General features: G+C 69.1%; 18 protein-coding genes. 6 read left to right on the top strand and 12 right to left on the bottom strand.

Going from position 1 to position 17,873, the window contains the following annotated elements:
- The first annotated feature begins 107 nt into the window (after positions 1-107).
- The 3 genes from coxB (at position 108) to AB0N78_RS02620 (ending at position 3,264) form a co-directional block, all read left to right on the top strand.
- Positions 108-980 carry a cytochrome c oxidase subunit II gene (coxB, locus tag AB0N78_RS02630; RefSeq protein WP_363385463.1) on the top strand — a complete coding sequence of 291 codons (873 nt, stop codon included), beginning with the start codon at positions 108-110 and terminating at the stop codon, positions 978-980.
- Positions 980-2,800, top strand: coding sequence for a cytochrome c oxidase subunit I (gene ctaD, locus AB0N78_RS02625; RefSeq protein WP_363385460.1), 1,821 nt, complete (start codon positions 980-982; stop codon positions 2,798-2,800). The genes coxB and ctaD overlap by 1 nt, the downstream gene beginning before the upstream one ends.
- 65 nt (positions 2,801-2,865) lie before the next feature.
- The gene (locus tag AB0N78_RS02620; RefSeq protein WP_363386227.1) at positions 2,866-3,264 is read left to right on the top strand and encodes a cytochrome c oxidase subunit 4; all 399 of its coding nucleotides are present in this window, start codon (positions 2,866-2,868) and stop codon (positions 3,262-3,264) included.
- A 54-nt stretch (positions 3,265-3,318) separates the two neighbouring features.
- On the opposite strand, the gene AB0N78_RS02615 is transcribed toward AB0N78_RS02620, so the two are convergent.
- The 6 genes from AB0N78_RS02615 to AB0N78_RS02590 all read right to left on the bottom strand — a co-directional run bounded on the left by AB0N78_RS02615 (position 3,319) and on the right by AB0N78_RS02590 (position 8,921).
- The gene (locus AB0N78_RS02615; RefSeq protein ID WP_363385458.1) at positions 3,319-3,699 is read right to left on the bottom strand and encodes an NUDIX hydrolase; all 381 of its coding nucleotides are present in this window, start codon (positions 3,697-3,699) and stop codon (positions 3,319-3,321) included.
- A gap of 178 nt (positions 3,700-3,877) precedes the next feature.
- On the bottom strand, positions 3,878-4,507 hold the full coding sequence (locus AB0N78_RS02610; RefSeq protein WP_363385455.1) for a superoxide dismutase: 630 nt from the start codon (positions 4,505-4,507) through the stop codon (positions 3,878-3,880).
- Positions 4,508-4,704: 197 nt separating this feature from the next.
- Positions 4,705-6,423 carry a ubiquinol-cytochrome c reductase cytochrome b subunit gene (locus AB0N78_RS02605; RefSeq protein ID WP_363385452.1) on the bottom strand — a complete coding sequence of 573 codons (1,719 nt, stop codon included), beginning with the start codon at positions 6,421-6,423 and terminating at the stop codon, positions 4,705-4,707.
- Positions 6,420-7,436 (bottom strand): Rieske 2Fe-2S domain-containing protein, encoded by a 1,017-nt coding sequence (locus AB0N78_RS02600; protein ID WP_363385449.1) that lies wholly within the window; start codon positions 7,434-7,436, stop codon positions 6,420-6,422. Before AB0N78_RS02600 ends, AB0N78_RS02605 begins: the two co-directional genes overlap by 4 nt.
- Complete coding sequence (locus AB0N78_RS02595; RefSeq protein ID WP_363385446.1) at positions 7,433-8,218, bottom strand: cytochrome c; 786 nt, start codon at positions 8,216-8,218, stop codon at positions 7,433-7,435. Before AB0N78_RS02595 ends, AB0N78_RS02600 begins: the two co-directional genes overlap by 4 nt.
- 55 nt (positions 8,219-8,273) lie before the next feature.
- A complete protein-coding gene (locus AB0N78_RS02590) occupies positions 8,274-8,921 on the bottom strand; it encodes a heme-copper oxidase subunit III (protein WP_363386225.1) in 648 nt (215 codons plus the stop codon).
- Positions 8,922-9,090: 169 nt separating this feature from the next.
- On the opposite strand from AB0N78_RS02590, the gene AB0N78_RS02585 reads away from it, so the two are divergent.
- Positions 9,091-9,516: a hypothetical protein gene (locus AB0N78_RS02585; RefSeq protein ID WP_363385443.1), complete on the top strand. Its 426-nt coding sequence runs from the start codon at positions 9,091-9,093 to the stop codon at positions 9,514-9,516.
- Entirely contained in the window at positions 9,513-10,547 is a 1,035-nt protein-coding gene (gene trpD, locus AB0N78_RS02580) for an anthranilate phosphoribosyltransferase (protein ID WP_363385441.1), read from the top strand. Before AB0N78_RS02585 ends, trpD begins: the two co-directional genes overlap by 4 nt.
- A 9-nt stretch (positions 10,548-10,556) precedes the next feature.
- On the opposite strand, the gene AB0N78_RS02575 is transcribed toward trpD, so the two are convergent.
- The 4 genes from AB0N78_RS02575 to AB0N78_RS02560 form a co-directional block, all read right to left on the bottom strand.
- A complete protein-coding gene (locus AB0N78_RS02575) occupies positions 10,557-10,838 on the bottom strand; it encodes an Lrp/AsnC ligand binding domain-containing protein (protein WP_363385438.1) in 282 nt (93 codons plus the stop codon).
- Positions 10,839-10,846: 8 nt separating this feature from the next.
- Positions 10,847-12,682 carry a DEDD exonuclease domain-containing protein gene (locus AB0N78_RS02570; RefSeq protein WP_363385435.1) on the bottom strand — a complete coding sequence of 612 codons (1,836 nt, stop codon included), beginning with the start codon at positions 12,680-12,682 and terminating at the stop codon, positions 10,847-10,849.
- Between the two features lie 53 nt (positions 12,683-12,735).
- Positions 12,736-13,332 (bottom strand): hypothetical protein, encoded by a 597-nt coding sequence (locus tag AB0N78_RS02565; RefSeq protein ID WP_363385433.1) that lies wholly within the window; start codon positions 13,330-13,332, stop codon positions 12,736-12,738.
- Positions 13,333-13,408: 76 nt separating this feature from the next.
- The gene (locus AB0N78_RS02560) at positions 13,409-15,217 is read right to left on the bottom strand and encodes an AMP-dependent synthetase/ligase (RefSeq protein WP_363385430.1); all 1,809 of its coding nucleotides are present in this window, start codon (positions 15,215-15,217) and stop codon (positions 13,409-13,411) included.
- A gap of 239 nt (positions 15,218-15,456) precedes the next feature.
- Here AB0N78_RS02560 and AB0N78_RS02555 point away from each other — a divergent pair, with 239 nt between their 5' ends.
- On the top strand, positions 15,457-16,401 hold the full coding sequence (locus tag AB0N78_RS02555; RefSeq protein ID WP_363385427.1) for an ROK family glucokinase: 945 nt from the start codon (positions 15,457-15,459) through the stop codon (positions 16,399-16,401).
- Between the two features lie 58 nt (positions 16,402-16,459).
- On the opposite strand, the gene AB0N78_RS02550 is transcribed toward AB0N78_RS02555, so the two are convergent.
- Both AB0N78_RS02550 and AB0N78_RS02545 read right to left on the bottom strand, forming a co-directional pair.
- Entirely contained in the window at positions 16,460-17,269 is an 810-nt protein-coding gene (locus tag AB0N78_RS02550; protein ID WP_363385424.1) for a MerR family transcriptional regulator, read from the bottom strand.
- A gap of 42 nt (positions 17,270-17,311) precedes the next feature.
- Entirely contained in the window at positions 17,312-17,851 is a 540-nt protein-coding gene (locus tag AB0N78_RS02545; RefSeq protein ID WP_363385422.1) for a hypothetical protein, read from the bottom strand.
- Positions 17,852-17,873: the final 22 nt, after the last annotated feature.

Below are 17,873 nucleotides of genomic sequence, written 5' to 3'. Positions count from 1 at the left end.
ACGCTGCACAGGATCGAGAGGACGTAGGTCCTAGGAAGATCCCTGTCCGACCCCAAGCGCGGTGATGCGCTGACCGGCGGAGGGGATCCGAGAGTGGAAGGCCCCCGGTGCGCTCGCAGACCCCCCGCCGCCACAGGCGGAACCGACTCGCCGTCGCGGGAGCCGCGACGGCCGTCGTGCTCGCACTCGCCGGTTGTTCACCCGAGGTCAGCCGTGGCTGGCTGCCGGGCGACTCCGAGAACGAGATCACCAACCAGACCGGCCGGATCACCAACCTGTGGGTCGGCTCCTGGGTGGCGGCGCTCATTGTCGGCGTCATCGTGTGGGGCCTGATCATCTGGTGCGTCGCCGTCTACCGGAAGCGCAAGGACGACGACCAGCTGCCCGTCCAGCTCCGGTACCACGTGCCGCTGGAGATCATGTACGTGATCCTGCCGATCATCATGGTCGGGGTGCTGTTCTACTTCACCGCCCGGGACATGACCGAGATCCAGGACACCACCGCCGAGCCCGACCTCACGGTGCAGGTGATCGGCAAGCAGTGGAGCTGGGACTTCAACTACGTCGATGAGGACGTCTACGACACCGGCGAGCACGCCCAGGACATCGGGGAATCCGGGGTGCTGGCCGAGCAGCCGACGCTCTACCTGCCGGTGGGGCAGCGCGTGGAGTTCGTGCTGGACTCCCGCGACGTCATCCACTCGTTCTGGGTGCCCGCGTTCCTGTACAAGCAGGACATGATCCCCGGTCGCACCAACCACTTCCAGGTGGTGCCCCAGGCCGAGGGCGAGTATGTCGGCAAGTGCGCCGAGCTCTGCGGCGAGGAGCACTCGTCCATGCTGTTCAACGTGAAGGTCGTCTCCGTCGAGGAGTACGAGCAGCACATCGAGGACCTGCGCGACGCCGGTCAGGACGGGCAGATCGGGCTGGAGTACAACCGGCTGCAGGACGCCCGCGTCACCGGTGAGGGAGAGAACTGATGGCCACCGCCGAGCACATCGAGACCATCCCGGGTCTCGCCCCGCGCAAGCAGCACTGGGGTCGCACGGTGGTCAAGTGGATCACCTCCACCGACCACAAGACCATCGGGTACATGTACCTGATCACGGCGTTCATCTGGTTCTGCCTCGGCGGGATCATGGCGCTGCTGATCCGCGCCGAGCTCTTTGAGCCGGGCATCCAGATCGTGCAGAGCAAGGAGCAGTACAACCAGCTCTTCACCATGCACGGCACGATCATGCTGCTGCTGTTCGCCACCCCGCTGTTCAGCGCCTTCGCGAACATCATCGTGCCGCTACAGATCGGTGCCCCGGATGTCGCCTTCCCGCGGCTGAACGCCTTCTCCTACTGGCTGTACCTGTTCGGCGGTCTGATCGCCGCGGCCGGGTTCCTCACCCCGCAGGGTGCCGCCTCCTTCGGCTGGTTCGCTTATGCGCCACTGTCGAACAGCGTCTACTCACCGGGCGCTGGGGGAGACCTCTGGGTATTCGGGCTGGCGCTGACCGGTTTCGGCACGATCCTCGGAGCGGTCAACTTCATCACCACCATCGTGACGATGCGTGCACCGGGCATGACCATGTTCCGGATGCCGATCTTCACCTGGAACAGCCTGATCACCAGCCTACTGATCCTGATGGCCTTCCCGCCGTTGGCCGCCGCGCTGTTCGCGTTGGGCGCTGACCGACGGCTCGGCGCGCAGATCTTCAACCCGGAGAACGGCGGTGCCATCCTCTGGCAGCACCTGTTCTGGTTCTTCGGTCACCCCGAGGTGTACATCATCGCGCTGCCGTTCTTCGGCATCGCCACCGAGATCCTGCCGGTGTTCAGCCGCAAGCCGGTGTTCGGCTACAAGGGTCTGGTCTACGCGACCATCGCCATCGCCGCGCTGTCGGTGACCGTGTGGGCACACCACATGTACGTCACCGGCGCGGTGCTGCTGCCGTTCTTCGCTCTGATGACCATGCTGATCGCGGTACCGACCGGTGTGAAGTTCTTCAACTGGATCGGCACGATGTGGCGAGGGAAACTTACCTTCGAGACGCCGATGCTCTGGACCATCGGATTCCTCACCACCTTCCTGTTCGGTGGCCTGACGGGTGTCATCCTGTCCAGCCCGGCCCTGGACTTCCAGGTGTCCGACACGTACTTCGTGGTGGCGCACTTCCACTACGTGGTCTTCGGCACCGTGGTGTTCATGATGTTCGGCGGGCTCTACTACTGGTGGCCGAAGTTCACCGGCAAGATGCTGGACGAGCGCCTGGGCAAGGTGCACTTCTGGCTGCTGTTCATCGGCTTCCACATGACGTTCCTGGTGCAGCACTGGCTCGGTGTGATCGGCATGCCCCGTCGGTACGCCGACTACTCCCCGGAGGACGGCTTCACCTGGATGAACCAGCTGTCCACGGTGGGGTCGATGATCCTGGCGATCTCCACGCTGCCGTTCTTCTGGAACGTGTACAAGACCTGGCGCAGCGCCCCCAAGGTCACCGTCGACGACCCGTGGGGTTACGGTGCCTCGCTGGAGTGGGCGACCTCCTGCCCGCCGCCGCGGCACAACTTCACCACGCTGCCCCGGATCCGTTCCGAGCGTCCGGCCTTCGACCTGCACCACCCGGAGGTCGCCGCGATGGACCACGTGGAGCCGTCGCCCGGCATCCTCGATTGGGAGGCCGAGCGTACCGGCGAGCAGGGTGTGGCCCGCGACCGGGTGGAGCACGGCGGTGGTCAGCCGGAGCAGTCCAGCGCCACCATTGTCGAGGACCGTCCCCGCACCGATGACGACGAGGAGGGCACGCGATGAGCTCACTGCAGGAGCCCGGCGGTCGCCCGTCGGAGCACGGCGCGTCGACCCGCACGCCGAACTCGATGAAGGTCGAGCCCTGGCTGTTCCTGGGCGGCATCCTGTTCTTCATCCCGATCGGCCTGGTCTACGCCTGGTGGTCCGACGGTGAACCGGTCGGCACCGTGGGCATTCCGCTGGTCGGCGGCCTGGTCGGCATGATCGGCGGCTACCTGCTGTTGGTCGCCCGCCGGATCGACCCGCGACCCGAAGACGACCCGGAGGCGTTGATCGCCGAGGGTGCCGGCGACCAGGGTGTGTTCAGCCCGTGGTCCTGGTGGCCCATCACCATCGCCGCTGCCGGTGCCCTGGTGTTCACCGGTGCCGCCATCGGTTGGTGGATCGCCTACATCGGGGCGGCACTGGGCGTCATTGGCCTGGTCGGCTGGGTGTTCGAGTTCTCCCGCGGCCAGCACGCGCACTGATCTCACCCGACGCAGGGGCGGTTCCACTCCGGTGGAGCCGCCCCTGCGTCGTTGCTACGCCCCGAGCAGCGCGAACCAGTGCCGATCCCGCAGCGGCGAATCCACACCGGTCGACACCCACTGTCCGTCGACCGCAGGTTCGCCACGCACGGCCCACACGGTGAAATGCGCCCGAGGGCTGGGCCACGGGTAGTCAGAGGTCGGTTCGGGGACGACGTTGCGCACATAGCCGACCACGCCCTCGATGACGGCGGGGCTGGCCAACACCTCGCTCGCGAACCGGCGGGCGGTCAAGCTGCCGTCGTGGTCCGCAGCGGGCACTGCTCGGGTGGGCAGGTCGATCCGACCGTCCTCGCGGGGGACGCAGAACACGTCGTCACCGCGTCGGAGCAGCAGCCGGACCAGACCGGTCGGGGTGGGTGAATCACCCGCCACCCACACCTCGGCACGTGAGCCCGGTGGTAGCCACGCAGGGGAGTCCTGGGAGACAACCAACCGTGTCGGTGCTCCGGGTGATGACGTGTGCATCCACCCATGATGTCAGCCCTGGCAGACACACCGCGGGCCGGGAACCCGTGAAGGGTCCTCGGCCCGCGGTCGGCAGGTCAGTGCGTCAGAGGGAGGGCACGATCAGGCCGGCGGTCTGGGTGCGGGCGCGCTCGAAGCGGGCAGCGGCGTCGGCCCAGTTGATGATGTTCCACCACGCCTTGACGTAGTCGGCCTTCACGTTGACGTAGTCCAGGTAGAAGGCGTGCTCCCACATGTCCAGGACGACGATCGGGACCAGGCCCAGGGCCAAGTTGCCCTGCTGGTCGTAGAGCTGCACGATCACGAGCTTCTGGCCGATGGAGTCCCAGGCCAGGATTGACCAGCCGGAGCCCTGGATCGCGGTGGCGTTGGCGGTGAAGTGCGCCTGGAACTTGTCGAAGGAGCCGAAGAACTCGTCGAGGGCAGCGGCCAGCTCACCGGTGGGCTTGTCGCCACCGTCGGGGGAGAGGTTCTCCCAGAACACCGAGTGGTTCACGTGCCCACCCAGGTTGAAGGCCAGGTTCTTCTCCAGACCGGCGACGGCGCCGAAGTCGCCGGACTCGCGGGCAGCGGCCAGCTTCTCCAGCGCAGTGTTCGCACCGGCCACGTAGGTGGCGTGGTGCTTGTCGTGGTGCAGCTCCATGATGCGGCCGGAGATGTGCGGCTCCAGCGCTGCATAGTCGTAGGGCAGGTCCGGAAGGGTGTACTCAGCCATCAGTACCTCTCGGTGCATCGGGGTGGTGCCCCGGGTCAGGGGCTCGGGTTCTGTCGTATCACGGGTGCGATCCGCCCGCACGGGGTGTGAACGACTGACGCCCGGTCGATCCCGGCGACTGGCCGAGATCGACGCGGGCGTCGTGTCGTTCGCACCCACTGGGTCTAACGTCCCCGTTGGGCGAATGATTCCGCACGTCAGGGGCGTGTGGTGTCCTCGTCGTCGACCAGGTGGGTGCCACCGCCGGTCGCGGAACCGGCACCGATCTGCTCGTGCTCCTCGGCGGCGGGCAGTGCGTCGTGAGCACCGTGCGACTGCGCGGCGGCCAACTCGGCCGGGGTGACCGGCTCGACGCGGTCCTCGTAGAACATCCGGGAGATGCGCTGACGCAGGGTGTCCTTGCGGTACCCGGGCCGACGCACACCGCGGGAGTCCTCGGCGGGCTCGATCTCGACCGGTCGACGCGCCTCGTAACCCACCCGGAGCCACCGCTCGTGCTCGTCCAGCGGACGGTGCACCTCGATGTACTCACCGGAGGCGAAGCGGACGATCCGCCCGGTCTCGTGGCCGTGCAGCACCAGCTCGCGGTCCTTGCGCTGGAGCGCCAGGCAGATCCGCTTGGTGATCCAGAACGCGAACCACGGACCGAGGAACAGCAGCACCCGGAAGGTCCAGGTGATGTCGTTGATCGACAGGTGGAAGTGCGTGGCAATCAGGTCGTTGGACCCCGCCAGCACCAGGATGAAGAACGCGGTCAGCAGCGCCACACCGAAGGCGGTCCGGAACGGGGCGTTGCGCGGACGGTCCAGCACGTGGTGCTCGCGGGTGTCACCGGTGGCGAAGGCCTCGATGAACGGCCACAGCGCCAGCGCCGTGAACAGCAGACCGGGGACGACCACCGCCGGGATCAGGATGTTCAGTGAGAGCGTGTACTGCCCGATCACGAACTCGGTCTGCCCCGGCATGAGCCGGAGCCCACCTTCCAGGAACAGCATGTACCAGTCCGGTTGCGCGCCCGCGGACACGATGGACGGGTCGAAGGGTCCGTAGTTCCAGACCGGGTTGATCGTCATCGTCCCGGCCAGCAGTGCGATCACCGCGAACACGACGAAGAAGAACCCGCCGGCCTTGGCTACGTACACCGGGAACAGCGGGTAGCCGACCACGTTCTTATCCGACCGGCCCGAGCCCGGGTACTGGGTGTGCTTGTGCAGCACCACGAACAGCAGGTGCAGTCCGATCATCGCCAGGATCAGCCCCGGGATGAGCAGGATGTGCACCGTGAACAGGCGGGGGATGAGCTCGGTGCCCGGGAACTCCCCGCCGAACAGGAAGAAGGAGATGTAGGAGCCGAGGATCGGGATCGAGCGGGCCACACCGTCGGCGATGCGCAGACCGTTGCCGGAGAGCACGTCGTCGGGCAGCGAGTAGCCGGAGAACCCGGCCAGCAGGCCCAGGATCATCAGCGTGAAGCCGACCACCCAGTTGATCTCACGGGGCTTGCGGAACGCGCCGGTGAAGAACACCCGCATCATGTGGGTGACGATCGACGCCATGAAGATCAGCGCGGCCCAGTGGTGGATCTGCCGCATGAGCAGCCCACCGCGGACCTCGAAGGACAGGCGCAGCGTCGAGGCGAAGGCCTCGGACATCTGCACGCCCTGCATCGCCTCCCACGGTCCGTCGTAGTGGACCTCGTTCATACTCGGGACGAAGAACATCGTCAGGAACGTGCCCGAGATCAGCAGCACCACGAAGGAGTAGAGCGCGACCTCGCCGAGCAGGAAGGACCAGTGGTCCGGGAAGATCTTGCGGGCGAACTCCTTGACCGCGCCGCCGATGCCGGTGCGCTGGTCGAGGTAGTCCGCGGCCTTGCCCGCCTTGGTCGACGGGGCCGTCGATGTAGTAGCGCTCATGTCAGCCGCTCCCAGAAGCTCGGGCCGATCGGTTCGTTGAAGCCGTCCTGAGCGATGAGGTAGCCCTCGTCGTCGACGGTGATCGGCAGCTGGGGCAGCGGACGCTTGGCCGGGCCGAAGACCACCTTGGCGCCGTCGGCGGCGTCGAAGGTCGACTGGTGGCACGGGCACAGGATGTGGTGCGTCTGCTGCTCGTAGAGGGCCACCGGGCAGCCCACGTGGGTGCAGATCTTGGAGAAGGCGACGATGCCGTCGTAACTCCAGCCGTCACCCTGTTCCGAGCGGATGTCCCGGGGGTCCATCCGGATCATCAGGACGACGGCCTTGGCCTTCTCGTCCAGGGGGTGCTCGGCCTCCTCGATGCCCTCGGGCATGACGTGGAACACCGAGCCGATGGTGACGTCCGCGGCCTTGATCGGGCGGCCGGTCGGGTCGAGCGCCAGTCGGGTGCCGCGCCGCCAGAGCGTGTGCTTGGAGCGCGAGACGTCCCAGTCGCCGCCGATGTTGCCGACCAGCGGGACGGCGATGGCCAGCGGGAACAGTGCCAGCGAGGAGACCATCGCGCCCTTGAGCACGCCACGACGTCCGATCGCGGAGTCCTTGATCCCGTCGTTCAGCTTGGCGACGGCGACCTCGCGGGTGGCGTCATCCGAGCGGATCGGGTGCCGGTCCTCGGCGACCTCGCGGTCGTTCATGAGCGACTTGGCCCAGTGCACCGCGGCCAGACCGATGCCGGCCAGCGCGACGAACAGCGCCAGACCGAGCAGCAGGTTGGAGGTGCGGATACCGGCGGTGGTGCCGTCCGGCGGGACCAGGGCGTAGGCCACCAGGAACCCGATGGTGCCGAGGATCGACAGGACGAACATGACCACGACCTGGCGCTCGGCGCGCTTATTGGCCTTGGGGTCGATGTCGCTCATCCGGTCGTGGTGCTCGTGCAGACCGGGGTCCTCGAAGCGCTCCGGCAGCTGGTTGCCGCCGGTGGGGGTCAGATCCGTGTGGTTGCTGCTCACGACGACTTCGCTCCGATCCACACCGCGGCGATGATCAGCAGGCCCAGACCGGCGACCCAGGCCCACAGGCCCTCGGACACCGGGCCGAGCGACCCGAGGGTCAGGCCACCGGCCGAACCCTCGCGCTGCTGCTCGAGGTAGGCGATCACATCGCGCTTCTCGTCCGGGGTGATGTTGGCGTCGTTGAACACCGGCATCGACTGCGGTCCGGTCAGCATCGCCTCGTAGATGTGCTCCGGGGAGGTCTCCATCAGCGAGGGTGCGTACTTGCCCTGCGACAGTGCGCCACCAGCACCCACGGCGTTGTGGCACATGGCGCAGTTGGTGCGGAAGATCGCGCCACCATTGGCGGCATCGCCCAGGCTGGCGTCGACCTGCTCCTCGGTCGGGATCGCCGGACCGGCACCCAACGAGGCGACGTAGGCGGACAACTGCGCGATCTGCTCGGCGTCGAACTGCGGCGGTGCGGCCTGGATCTGCGCGCCGTTCATCTTGGCGGGCATCCGGCCGGTGCCGACCTGAAAGTCGACGGCGGCGGCACCGACACCGATCAGCGACGGTCCACTGGCCGTCCCGTCGGCGGAGGCACCGTGGCAGGTGGCGCAGTTGGCCTGGAACAGCTTCTCACCTGCGGTGATGTCGCTCTGGCTGGTCGTCGCGGACGCCGCATCGGCGCTGGACGGGGCAGCGATCGCGTACACCGCGCCGGTGAGCAGCAGCGCCAGCAGGAGCAGCACGACCGGTGCGGACCGGTGGTGCCTGCGGGCGGCGAGTGCCTTCACGGGTATTCCTTGGTGTTCGTCTTGGCTGGGGGGCTGAGTCGGGGGAGTGGGACGCCTACTGGATCAGGTAGATCGTGGCGAACAGCGCGACCCACACGATGTCGACGAAGTGCCAGTAGTAGGACACGACGATCGCGGTGGTGGCCTCGTGGTGGCCGAAGCGCTTGGCCGAGAACGAGCGGCCGAGCAGGAAGAGGAAGGCGATCAGGCCGCCGACCACGTGCAGACCGTGGAACCCGGTGGTCAGGAAGAAGACCGAGCCGTACGGGCTGGAGGAGATGGTCAGGCCCTCGTGCACGAGCTCCGCGTACTCGAAGATCTGACCGCCGATGAACACCGAGCCCATGATGTAGGTCAGCGTCATCCACTCGTTCATGCCCCAGCCCTTGAGGTTCAGCAGGCTGCCGGAGCGGCGGGGCTGGAATCGCTCGGCTGCCCAGACACCCATCTGGCAGGTGACCGAGCTGAGCAGCAGCACCGTCGTGTTCGCCACGGCGAACGGGATGTTGAGCAGGGGAGTCTGCGCGGCCCACTCCTCGGGCACGGTGGAGCGGAGCGTGAAGTACATCGCGAACAGGCCGGCGAAGAACATCAGCTCCGACGCCAGCCACACGATGGTTCCCACCGACACGGGATTGGGTCGGTTGACGCTCACGTGGGGAGCGGACTGAGGCGCGGCCGTTGCGGTTGTCACGTGGGTCAGTATGCCGAAAAACCTCCGCGGATGGGTCGCAAGTCCCAGGCTGAGGCGGAGTTTTCTGTCACATCGTCAGTTCCGGCGGCGTGTCGCGGCGCAGTTCGGGCGGTACGCGACGGTCCTGCGCCGACGTGCCAAGATGCTGGTGCGCATCTCTCTTCCAGTGAGGATCATCATGGCTGCTGAGCACTCGACCGACGCCGCGACCACCGCAGGTCCGCGGATCCTGCTGTACAGCGACGACCTGGACACCCGCGCCCAGGTGCGGCTCGGGGTCGGCAAGCGACTCGGACGAGGTGCCCCGGACATCCGATGGACCGAGACCGCCACCCCCGCGGCGACCCTGACCGAGGCAGAGGCCGGCGGGTACGACCTGTTCGTCTTTGACGGCGAGGCGGCGAAGGTCGGTGGCATGTCCCTGGCCCGCCAGGTGAAGGACGAGCTGTACAACTGCCCGCCGGTGCTGGTGCTCACCGGACGCCCGCAGGACGCCTGGCTGGCCGCGTGGTCGGATGCTGATGCCGTCGTGTCCCAGCCGCTCGACCCGATCGAGTTGCAGAGCACCGTCGCCGGGCTGCTGGCCCGGACCCCCGCACGATGAACTGGTCGGACCTTCTCACCGCGCTGATCCAGGGCGAGGACCTGTCCGCTGAGCAGACCTCCTGGGCGATGGACCAGATCATGTCCGGTGAAGCCTCGCCGGTCCGGGTCGCCGGGTTCCTGGTCGCGCTGCGTGCCAAGGGCGAGACCGTCGAGGAGCTGACCGCGCTGGCGGACACGATGCTCGACCACGCGGTGCGGTTCACCGTGCCCGGCCGCGCAGTGGACATCGTCGGCACCGGTGGCGACCGGGCGCACACGGTCAACATCTCCACGATGGCCTCGCTGGTGATCGCCGGGACCGGGGTGCCGGTGGTCAAACACGGCAACCGTGCGGCGTCGTCCTCGTCCGGCTCGGCGGATGTGTTGGAGGCGCTGGGCCTGCGACTGGACCACACGCCGGAGCGGGTGGCAGCCATTGCGGCGGAGGCGGGGATCACCTTCTGCTTCGCCGGGACCTTCCACTCCTCGATGCGGCACGCGGCGGTGGCCCGTCGTGATCTGGGTGTGGCAACCGCGTTCAACTTTCTCGGACCGCTGACCAACCCGGCGCAGCCCGCCGCGGCCGCCATCGGGTGCGCAGACCCGCGGATGGCCGGGTTGATGGCCGGTGTGCTGGCCGCGCGTGGCACCGACGCGCTGGTGTTCCGCAATGACGACGGCCTGGACGAGCTGGCACCGACCAGCACCGCCCGGGTCTGGCAGGTCTCCGATGGTCTGGTCACCGACCACGCGCTGGACCCGGTGGGCGAGCTGGGCCTGAGCCCGGTGACCATCGCCGACCTGCGCGGTGCCGACGCGTCGTTCAACGCCGGAGTGGCGCGGCAGATCCTGGCGGGGGAGCCGCATCCGGCGCGGGAGACCGTGCTGCTGAACGCGGCGGCTGCTCTCGCGGCCGAGGGCTCGTTGCCCGGCACGGGGGAGGGCACGCTGGTCGACCGGCTGCGGGCCGGGCTGGCGCACGCGGCGCGGTCGGTGGACTCGGGTGCCGCCCAGCAGGCGTTGGAGCGTTGGCGGGCGGTCTCGGCTTAGTCGGCCGGGTCAGTCCTCGATGCCGAGGGCGAAGGCCGACTCCAGGTCGTGCTGGGAGTAGGTGCGGAAGGCGATGTACGTCTGCGTGCGCTGGACACCCTCGACCTTGCTGAGTCGGTCGGCGATCACGTCGGCCAGCTCCTCGTGCTCGCGGACCCGGACCATGGCGACCAGGTCGACCTCGCCGGTGACCGAGTAGACCTCGCTCACCCCCGGCTGGTCGGCGATGGCTTGGGCCACCTCGGGGATGCGGTTCGGGTCGGTGTCGATCAGGACGATGGCGGTGAGCATGGGGCCCATCATGCCGCGCCGGGGACATCGGTGTCCGGCGTGGCGGTGACGGACACCGCGGTGTCGACGGTCTGAACTGTGCTCCCGGCCGGGGCGGCCTCATCGCCCGTGCCGGACGGAGAGGCGGTCGATGGCGGATCGGGCAGCGGGGCGATCCCGGCGATGGCCGTGGCTGGATCGGGCCAGGCAGCTGCCGAACGGACCGGCAGCGACCAGGGTTCGCTCATCGAGACCAGGCGCACGCCGGGGGAACTCAGCCACCCGAGGATCAGGTCGGCCTCCTCCGGGTGCCCGGCGGGGGCGGGTGCGATGGGCACCGGGACATGCTCGGCGGTGGCGCGCATCGAGTCGATGGCCGGGGTCGGGTCGGTGCGGGGCGGGACCATCGCGGTGGCCGCCAGTCGACCGTGTCGGACCAGCACCAGCTCCCAGCCGCCGTCGTCGGTGCGGCGTGCGGCACACAGCTCGGCGATCCGGGCGAGCGGGGCCAGTCGTTGCGCCCGTGCCGCACCCCGGAGGAATGCCGCCAGTCGGTCCCGGACGGTGGCGGCCTCCTCGTAGCGTTCCCGCCCGATCAGCGCGGTGATCCGTTGCGCGTGCTCCACGACGACCCGGGTGGGGTCACCGGTCATCGCCGTGCGCACCTGCTCGACCTCGGCGGCGTAGCCCTCAGCGGCCTCCGGGCGGATGCAGGGTGCCGAGCAGCGACCGATCTCGGCCAGGTGGCAGGCGGCTGCTCCTGCCTGGGGCAGTGCGGGCAGTCGTCCGGCGCAGCGGCGCAGCTGGAAGGTGTCCTGTAGCGCCTCCACTGCGGACTGGGCGGCGGCGCGGGAGGCGAACGGCCCCAGGTGAGTGGCGCCCTCGACTACCTCGCGTACCACCGACAGTCGTGGGAACGGTTCAGCGGTCAGCCGGACCCACGGCATCCGCTCCGGGCTGCGGGAGCGGCGGTTGTACCGCGGATTGTGCTCGGCGATCAGCCGCAGCTCCCGGACCTGCGCCTCCAACCGGGTCGCGCACACCACCGGGGTCACGCCGAGCGCGACCCGGACCATCTCCCGCATCCGGCCGCGCTTCTCCGCGGCGGTGAAGTAGCTGCGCACCCTCTTGCGCAGATTGGTGGAGGTGCCGACGTAGAGCACCTCGTCCTTCGGCCCGCGGAACAGGTACACGCCGGGGGAGTCCGGCAGTCCGTCCGCCAGGGTGCGTTTGCGGCGGACATCGGCGGGCACCGGATCGGCGGCGGTGGCCAGGTCCTCCAGGTGGGTGATGCCCAGCGGAGCCAGTCGGCCGAGTAACGCGTGCAGCACATCGACGGTGGCCCGGGCGTCAGCGAGCGCGCGGTGCTCCGGGGTGGTGCTGGCATGGAAGAGCCCGGCCAGGGTGGACAGCTTGTGGTTCGGGGCCTCGTCCCGGGTGACCACCCGACGGGCCAGCTTCACCGTGTCCACCACCGGGAACCCCGGCCACGGGTGTCCGGTCTGGGCGGCGGCGGCCTTGAGGAACCCCACGTCGAAGGGTGCGTTGTGCGCCACCAGCACCGAGCCGCGAGCGAACTCCAGGAAGGACGGCAGCACCTCACCGATGGTCGGCGCGCCGATCACCATCGCGGTGGTGATCCCGGTGAGCACCTGGATCTGAGCGGGGACCGGGCCGCCGGGGTCCACCAGGGTCTGGAACTCGCCCAGCACCTCCCCGCCGCGGACCTTCACCGCGCCGAACTCGGTGATCGCCGCGCCCGCTGACAGCCCGCCCGTGGTCTCCAGGTCCACCACCACGAAGGTCACCTGATGCAGCGGGGTCCCGATGTCCTCCAGGGTCACCTGCACCGGCTTGGCATCCATGCCGAGGGACGCTAGCTCCGGGGTCTGACACGGCTGGTGGCCCCCGAGCGGAATCAGCGCGTGGTGCGACGTGGTCGGCGAGTGAAGCGAACGAGGGCGGCTGTGGCGCCGTCGGGGTGCAGGCCGTGTCGGGTCAGCTGCTCGATGAGCAGTGGCGGTGCCGGCCAGATCGAGGCACGGGTGCCGGGTGCTTCCATCCGCGTCACCCGGCACAACTCCCGGTCACCGGCGGCCAACCGGAACCGGCGGAGCCGATTGCCGCTGCCGATCGGCAACTGGAACTCGGTCAGCCCCGGCCAGGCCCAGAACGTCGACTCGCCGTTCTCCCAGACCTGCACTCCCGCGTTGTCGCAGCGCAGCTGGATCGGGAAGGAATGTGTCCGCGCCCAGGCAACCGAGCGGAGGCTGGCCAGCACACCGCAGACGCTCAGCGGAAGGACGAGCAACGGCCACGGCTGACGGGTGATCGGTCCGGCGATCAGCGCGACGGGCATCAGCATCGTGAGGATGGTCAACACCACCCAGAGCGGGTCGGGCAGCCACCACATCCACCGTCCTGGGCCACCACGGATGATCAGATGGCAGGCAGGCCCAGCCGGATCGGTGGTGATCCACCAACGTCCGTAGGGGGTGGGGTCCAGTGGCGACATGCGCAGGACCGTAGGGCCCCCGGTGGGGTGCGGGCCGCCGACTGAGTGGCGGCGGCCCGCACATGGAGTGGTCGCTCTAGTGCTCGGGGTGCGGCCCCGCGTAGATGGCCTCGACGTCGGTGGCGAAGTCCTTGAGCACATGGGTGCGGCGGACCGAGAGCTTGGGGGTGAGGTAGCCGTCCTGGATGGTCAGATCACGCTCCAAAATCCGGTACTTGCGGATCGACTCCGCCCGGGAGACCGCCCGGTTGGCCCGTTCGACCGCCTTGTCCAGTGAGTCGATGACCTGCGGATCAGTGCGTGCCTGCTCCACCGTGAGCACCGCGCGGCCCTGGGCGGCGCACCAGCCGGGCAGTCCCTCGGCGTCGAGGGTGACCAGGGCACCGATGAACGGTCGACCGTCGCCGACCACCACCACTTGGGACACCAGCGGGTGGGCGCGCAGCCGGTCCTCCAGCACGGCCGGAGCGACGTTCTTGCCCCCTGCGGTGACGATGATTTCCTTCTTCCGGCCGGTGATCCGCAGGTAGCCGTCGTCATCGAGGGAGCCGAGGTCGCCGGTGCGGAACCACCCGTCGGTGAGGGATTCGGCGGTGGCGGTCGGGTTGTCGTGGTACCGCCGGAACACCTGCGGGCCGCGGATCTCCACCTCCCCGTCGGCGGCGATCCGGACCGAGGTGCCGGGCAGCGGGGGACCGACGGTGCCGATCCGGGTGGCCGACGGCAGGTTCACGGTGGCGGGGGCGGTCGTCTCGGTCAGGCCGTAGCCCTCCAGGATGCGCACGCCGATCCCGCGGAAGAAGTGCCCGAGCCGTTCGCCGAGGGGCGCACCGCCGGAGATGGCCCACTCGATCCGGCCGCCCATTGCCTCGCGCAGTTTGTGGAAGACCAGCTTGTCCGCGACGGCGTGCTGGATCCGCAGACCGAGGCCGGGTCGACCGTCGTCCAGGGCACGGGAGTAGGCGATGGCGGTGCGAGCCGCCCACTGAAAGATCTTCAGCTTCCCGCCCGCGGCGGCCTTCTGCTCTGCGGAGTTGTAGACCTTCTCGAACACCCGCGGCACCGACAGGATGAAGGTCGGCCGGAACGTCGCCAGGTCCGCCAACAGTGTCTTGGTGTCCGGGGTGTGGCCCAGGACGGCACCGGCGGGCATGCACAGCACCTCGACGAACCGGGCGAAGACATGCGCCAGCGGCATGAACAGCAGGGTGCGCGCACCCGGTGTCGAGACCACCACCCGCAACCCCTCGACGGCATTGCGGGTCAGCACCGAGAAGTTGCCGTGGGTGAGTTCCACACCCTTGGGGCGTCCGGTGGTGCCGGAGGTGTAGATGATCGTGGCGAGGTCGTCGCGGCCGGCCTGCCGACGTCGTGCGGTCAGCTCCGCCGCGGGGGTCCGTTCCGCATCGGCCAGCAGAGCGTCCACAGCACCGTCGTCGATCACCAGCACCTCGCGCAGGTGCGGTGCCTCCGGGCGGACCTCGTCCACGACGGCGGCGTGTTCGGCGGTCTCGACCACCAGCAGGGTGACGTCCGCGTCGGTCAGGATCCAGTGCACCTGTTCCGCAGAGGAGGTCTCGTAGACCGGGACGGGCACCGCGCCGGCGGTCCAGAGCGCCCAGTCCAGCAGTGTCCACTCATAGCGGGTGCGGCACATGATGCCGACCCGGTCGCCGGGTCCGACGCCGCGGGCGATGAAGCCGCGTGCGGTGCGGGCCACCTGATCGGCGAAAGCGCGGGCGGACACCGGCGTCCAGCTCCCGTCGTCACCGCGCCGTTCCAGCAGGGGACCGTCACCGGTGTCGGCGACCCGGGCGTCGAGCAGATCGAGCAGGTTCTCCTCCGGTGCCGCGTCGAGCAGCAGCGGTGTGGTGAATTCCTCCATGGGTTCTCACTCCGTTGTCAGAAGCCGAGGGATCCCCGCAGCATATGGGACTTTGGTCCCGATTGCTGACATGTCGCCAAGATCGCCGTGGGTCGTCGGAGTGGGAGCGTGCGCATGGTCCCAGGCGGAGCACGCTAGCGTTGTCCCCGCGCATGCGCGTGCGGCCGTCGACGGCTGCCACGAGGTCCATCGGAGGGCCAGGCATGCGATCAGACTCTTCGGCGCGGAAGCGGGGAAGTATGCACGCCATCGGTGTGGACATCGGCGGGACCAAGATCGCGGCCGGTGTGGTGGACGAGGACGGTCGGATCATCGCCAAGGTCCGCCGTGACACCGACCCCCGGGACTCCGACAGCGTCGACCACGGCGTGATCGAGGCCTGCCGCGAGCTGATCGCCTCCCACGAGGTCGGTGCCATCGGTCTGGCCGCCCCTGGCTTCATCGGCGCGGACCAGGCCACCGTCCGCTTCACCCCGAACCTGCCCTGGCGCGACCACGCCCTGGCCGACATCGTCGCCGCCGAACTCGGCTCCGACATCGCCATCGTGGTGGAGAACGACGCCAACGCCGCAGGCTGGGCCGAGTTCCGGTTCGGTGCCGGGCGTGACGTAGACGACATGCTCATGCTCACCATCGGCACCGGCCTGGGCGGTGCGCTCGTGGTCGGCGGCAACCTGGTGCGCGGTGCCTTCGGTGGTGCGGCCGAGGTCGGTCACATGCGGGTCGTCCCCGGTGGGCACTACTGCGGCTGCGGACACGAGGGTTGCTGGGAGCAGTACGCCTCCGGCTCCGCGCTGGTCCGCGACGCCCAGTCCGCCCTGATCACCGAGCCGCAGCGCGGCACCCGCCTGCTCGAGCTGGCCGGTGGCGACGTGGAGGAGCTGACCGGACCGCAGGTCACCCAGGCCGCGCAGGAGGGCGACCCGTTGGCGGTCGAGCTGCTGGCCGGTCTGGGCCGCTGGATCGGTGAGGGCTCCGCCTCGGTCGCCGCCCTGCTGGACCCGGCGATGATCGTGATCGGTGGCGGCGTCAGCGCGGCCGGTGACCTGCTGCTCGACCCCGCGCGGCGTGGCTTCATGGAGCAGCTCTTCGCCCGGGGACACCGCCCGGAGGGACAGTTCGCGCTCGCGGCGATGGGCAACGACGCCGGGATCGTCGGCGCGGCGGACCTCGCCCGACTCTGAGGCACCCGACGACGGCCCGGCCCCTGGACACGCCAGGGGTCGGGCCGTCGCGCTGTGTTCAGCCGATCACCGGGAAGCAGACCTCGGTCACCCAGTGCGCCGGGTCCGGGTCCTGGGTCGGGCCGACCCGGTAGACGTTGAACATCGGCCCAGTGCGCAGTCCGCGCTCGGCGATGTGCGCGCCGAGCGCCGCGGTGACCTCGCCCATGCCCTCGTAGGAGCCGCGCAGGGTGGCAGCGACGATCCGCCGCTCCGGCAGCTCCTGGCAGACCACAGGCACCGCCGGTGACACCACCGGAGCGGGCACCTGGATCCAGACCTCCACGTCGGCGTCCTCGGCCTGGAACTGCTCGTCGTAGAAGGTCGCTCCGAAGAGCGCGTCCGGTCGGACGTGGGGCCCGGCGACCGGCATCAACCGCTGCCAGAGCAGCCCCTCGTCCGAGTAGCTGGCGAGGGTGTCGCGCAGCGCCAGCACGGTCATGGCCGGCAGGGTGGTCTCGATGACCTCAATAGTGGGCATGGTCTCCTCGATCCTGAGTCGATCGAGTGCCGCGAGCCGGGACTCCAGCCCGTCCCGCTCCGTCAGCAGCCGCTCGCGCTGCTGTGACACCAGAGCGGCGACACTCGCCGGATCACGACGCGCCGCCAGCACCTGGGCGATGCCCTCCACACCGAAGCCTGCATCGCGCAACCCGGTGACCAGCCGCGCCTCGTCGAGCTGATCGACCCGGTAGAACCGGTAGCCGGTGAACTCGTCGACCTCGGCCGGGACCAGCACACCCCGCTCGGCGTAGTGCCGCAGCATGCGCACGCTGATGAACGTCAGTCGGGAGAACAGCCCGATCCGCAGCAGTCCGTCGTGATCCATGCCCACAGGTCACACCCTGCCACCGTGTCAGGGTCCAGCCGGTCAGACCACCGCGCCGTCGTCGTCCCCGCGGTCGGGGTCGTGCCGGTGCGGCATCCGCCAGAACAGCACCGCCAATCCGGCCAGGAAGACCAGCCCGGAGGCCTGCATGAGCGCGGCGGGGGCGGACTTCCAGGCGACGACGACGATCAACCAAAAGATCGGCATGCCGCCGACCGCCAACCAGGCCACGGTCAGCAGCGGATCGCCGCCGAACACCGGGGGAGCGGACGGCGGGACAAAGTGCTCGGCCGCGTCCACCTCACGCTCGGCCCGGTCGAACTGTTCGGTGGCATCCCAGTCCCGGCCGGTGCCCTGTGCCGGTCGCACCACGCGTCGGTCGGAGACCCAGGGCGCGACGGGGTAGGTTACGGCGGGACCGGATGCGGCTTCGCCGTCGTCGGTCGCAGTCCCGGATGACCCGGAGGACGTGGTGTCCTGCAGATCGGCGACGATCTCGGCCCACTGCTCCTCCGAGACCGGTGCGTCGGAACGGCCCTCGTCGTCGCGAGGGGCGTCGTCGGCGGAGCGGTCGGGTGCCATGTCTTCACTCTAAGTGGGGGCA

It is taken from the genome of Cellulomonas sp. NPDC089187, from assembly GCF_040685135.1.
Lineage (GTDB): Bacteria > Actinomycetota > Actinomycetes > Actinomycetales > Cellulomonadaceae > Cellulomonas.
Note: the sequence above shows the minus strand (reverse complement) of the source record. Positions and strands in the feature narration are given on the sequence as shown.

What these genes read in the sequence shown, in the direction of transcription:
- AB0N78_RS02610 (WP_363385455.1), bottom strand. Translation starts at nt 4,507, where the DNA reads ATGGCTGAGTACACCCTTCCGGACCTGCCCTACGACTATGCAGCGCTG.
- AB0N78_RS02620 (WP_363386227.1), top strand. Translation starts at nt 2,866, where the DNA reads ATGAAGGTCGAGCCCTGGCTGTTCCTGGGCGGCATCCTGTTCTTCATC.
- AB0N78_RS02555 (WP_363385427.1), top strand. Translation starts at nt 15,457, where the DNA reads ATGCACGCCATCGGTGTGGACATCGGCGGGACCAAGATCGCGGCCGGT.
- AB0N78_RS02570 (WP_363385435.1), bottom strand. Translation starts at nt 12,682, where the DNA reads ATGGATGCCAAGCCGGTGCAGGTGACCCTGGAGGACATCGGGACCCCG.
- AB0N78_RS02545 (WP_363385422.1), bottom strand. Translation starts at nt 17,851, where the DNA reads ATGGCACCCGACCGCTCCGCCGACGACGCCCCTCGCGACGACGAGGGC.
- AB0N78_RS02575 (WP_363385438.1), bottom strand. Translation starts at nt 10,838, where the DNA reads ATGCTCACCGCCATCGTCCTGATCGACACCGACCCGAACCGCATCCCC.
- AB0N78_RS02585 (WP_363385443.1), top strand. Translation starts at nt 9,091, where the DNA reads ATGGCTGCTGAGCACTCGACCGACGCCGCGACCACCGCAGGTCCGCGG.
- AB0N78_RS02565 (WP_363385433.1), bottom strand. Translation starts at nt 13,332, where the DNA reads ATGTCGCCACTGGACCCCACCCCCTACGGACGTTGGTGGATCACCACC.
- ctaD (WP_363385460.1), top strand. Translation starts at nt 980, where the DNA reads ATGGCCACCGCCGAGCACATCGAGACCATCCCGGGTCTCGCCCCGCGC.
- AB0N78_RS02560 (WP_363385430.1), bottom strand. Translation starts at nt 15,217, where the DNA reads ATGGAGGAATTCACCACACCGCTGCTGCTCGACGCGGCACCGGAGGAG.
- AB0N78_RS02550 (WP_363385424.1), bottom strand. Translation starts at nt 17,269, where the DNA reads ATGGATCACGACGGACTGCTGCGGATCGGGCTGTTCTCCCGACTGACG.
- AB0N78_RS02605 (WP_363385452.1), bottom strand. Translation starts at nt 6,423, where the DNA reads ATGAGCGCTACTACATCGACGGCCCCGTCGACCAAGGCGGGCAAGGCC.
- trpD (WP_363385441.1), top strand. Translation starts at nt 9,513, where the DNA reads ATGAACTGGTCGGACCTTCTCACCGCGCTGATCCAGGGCGAGGACCTG.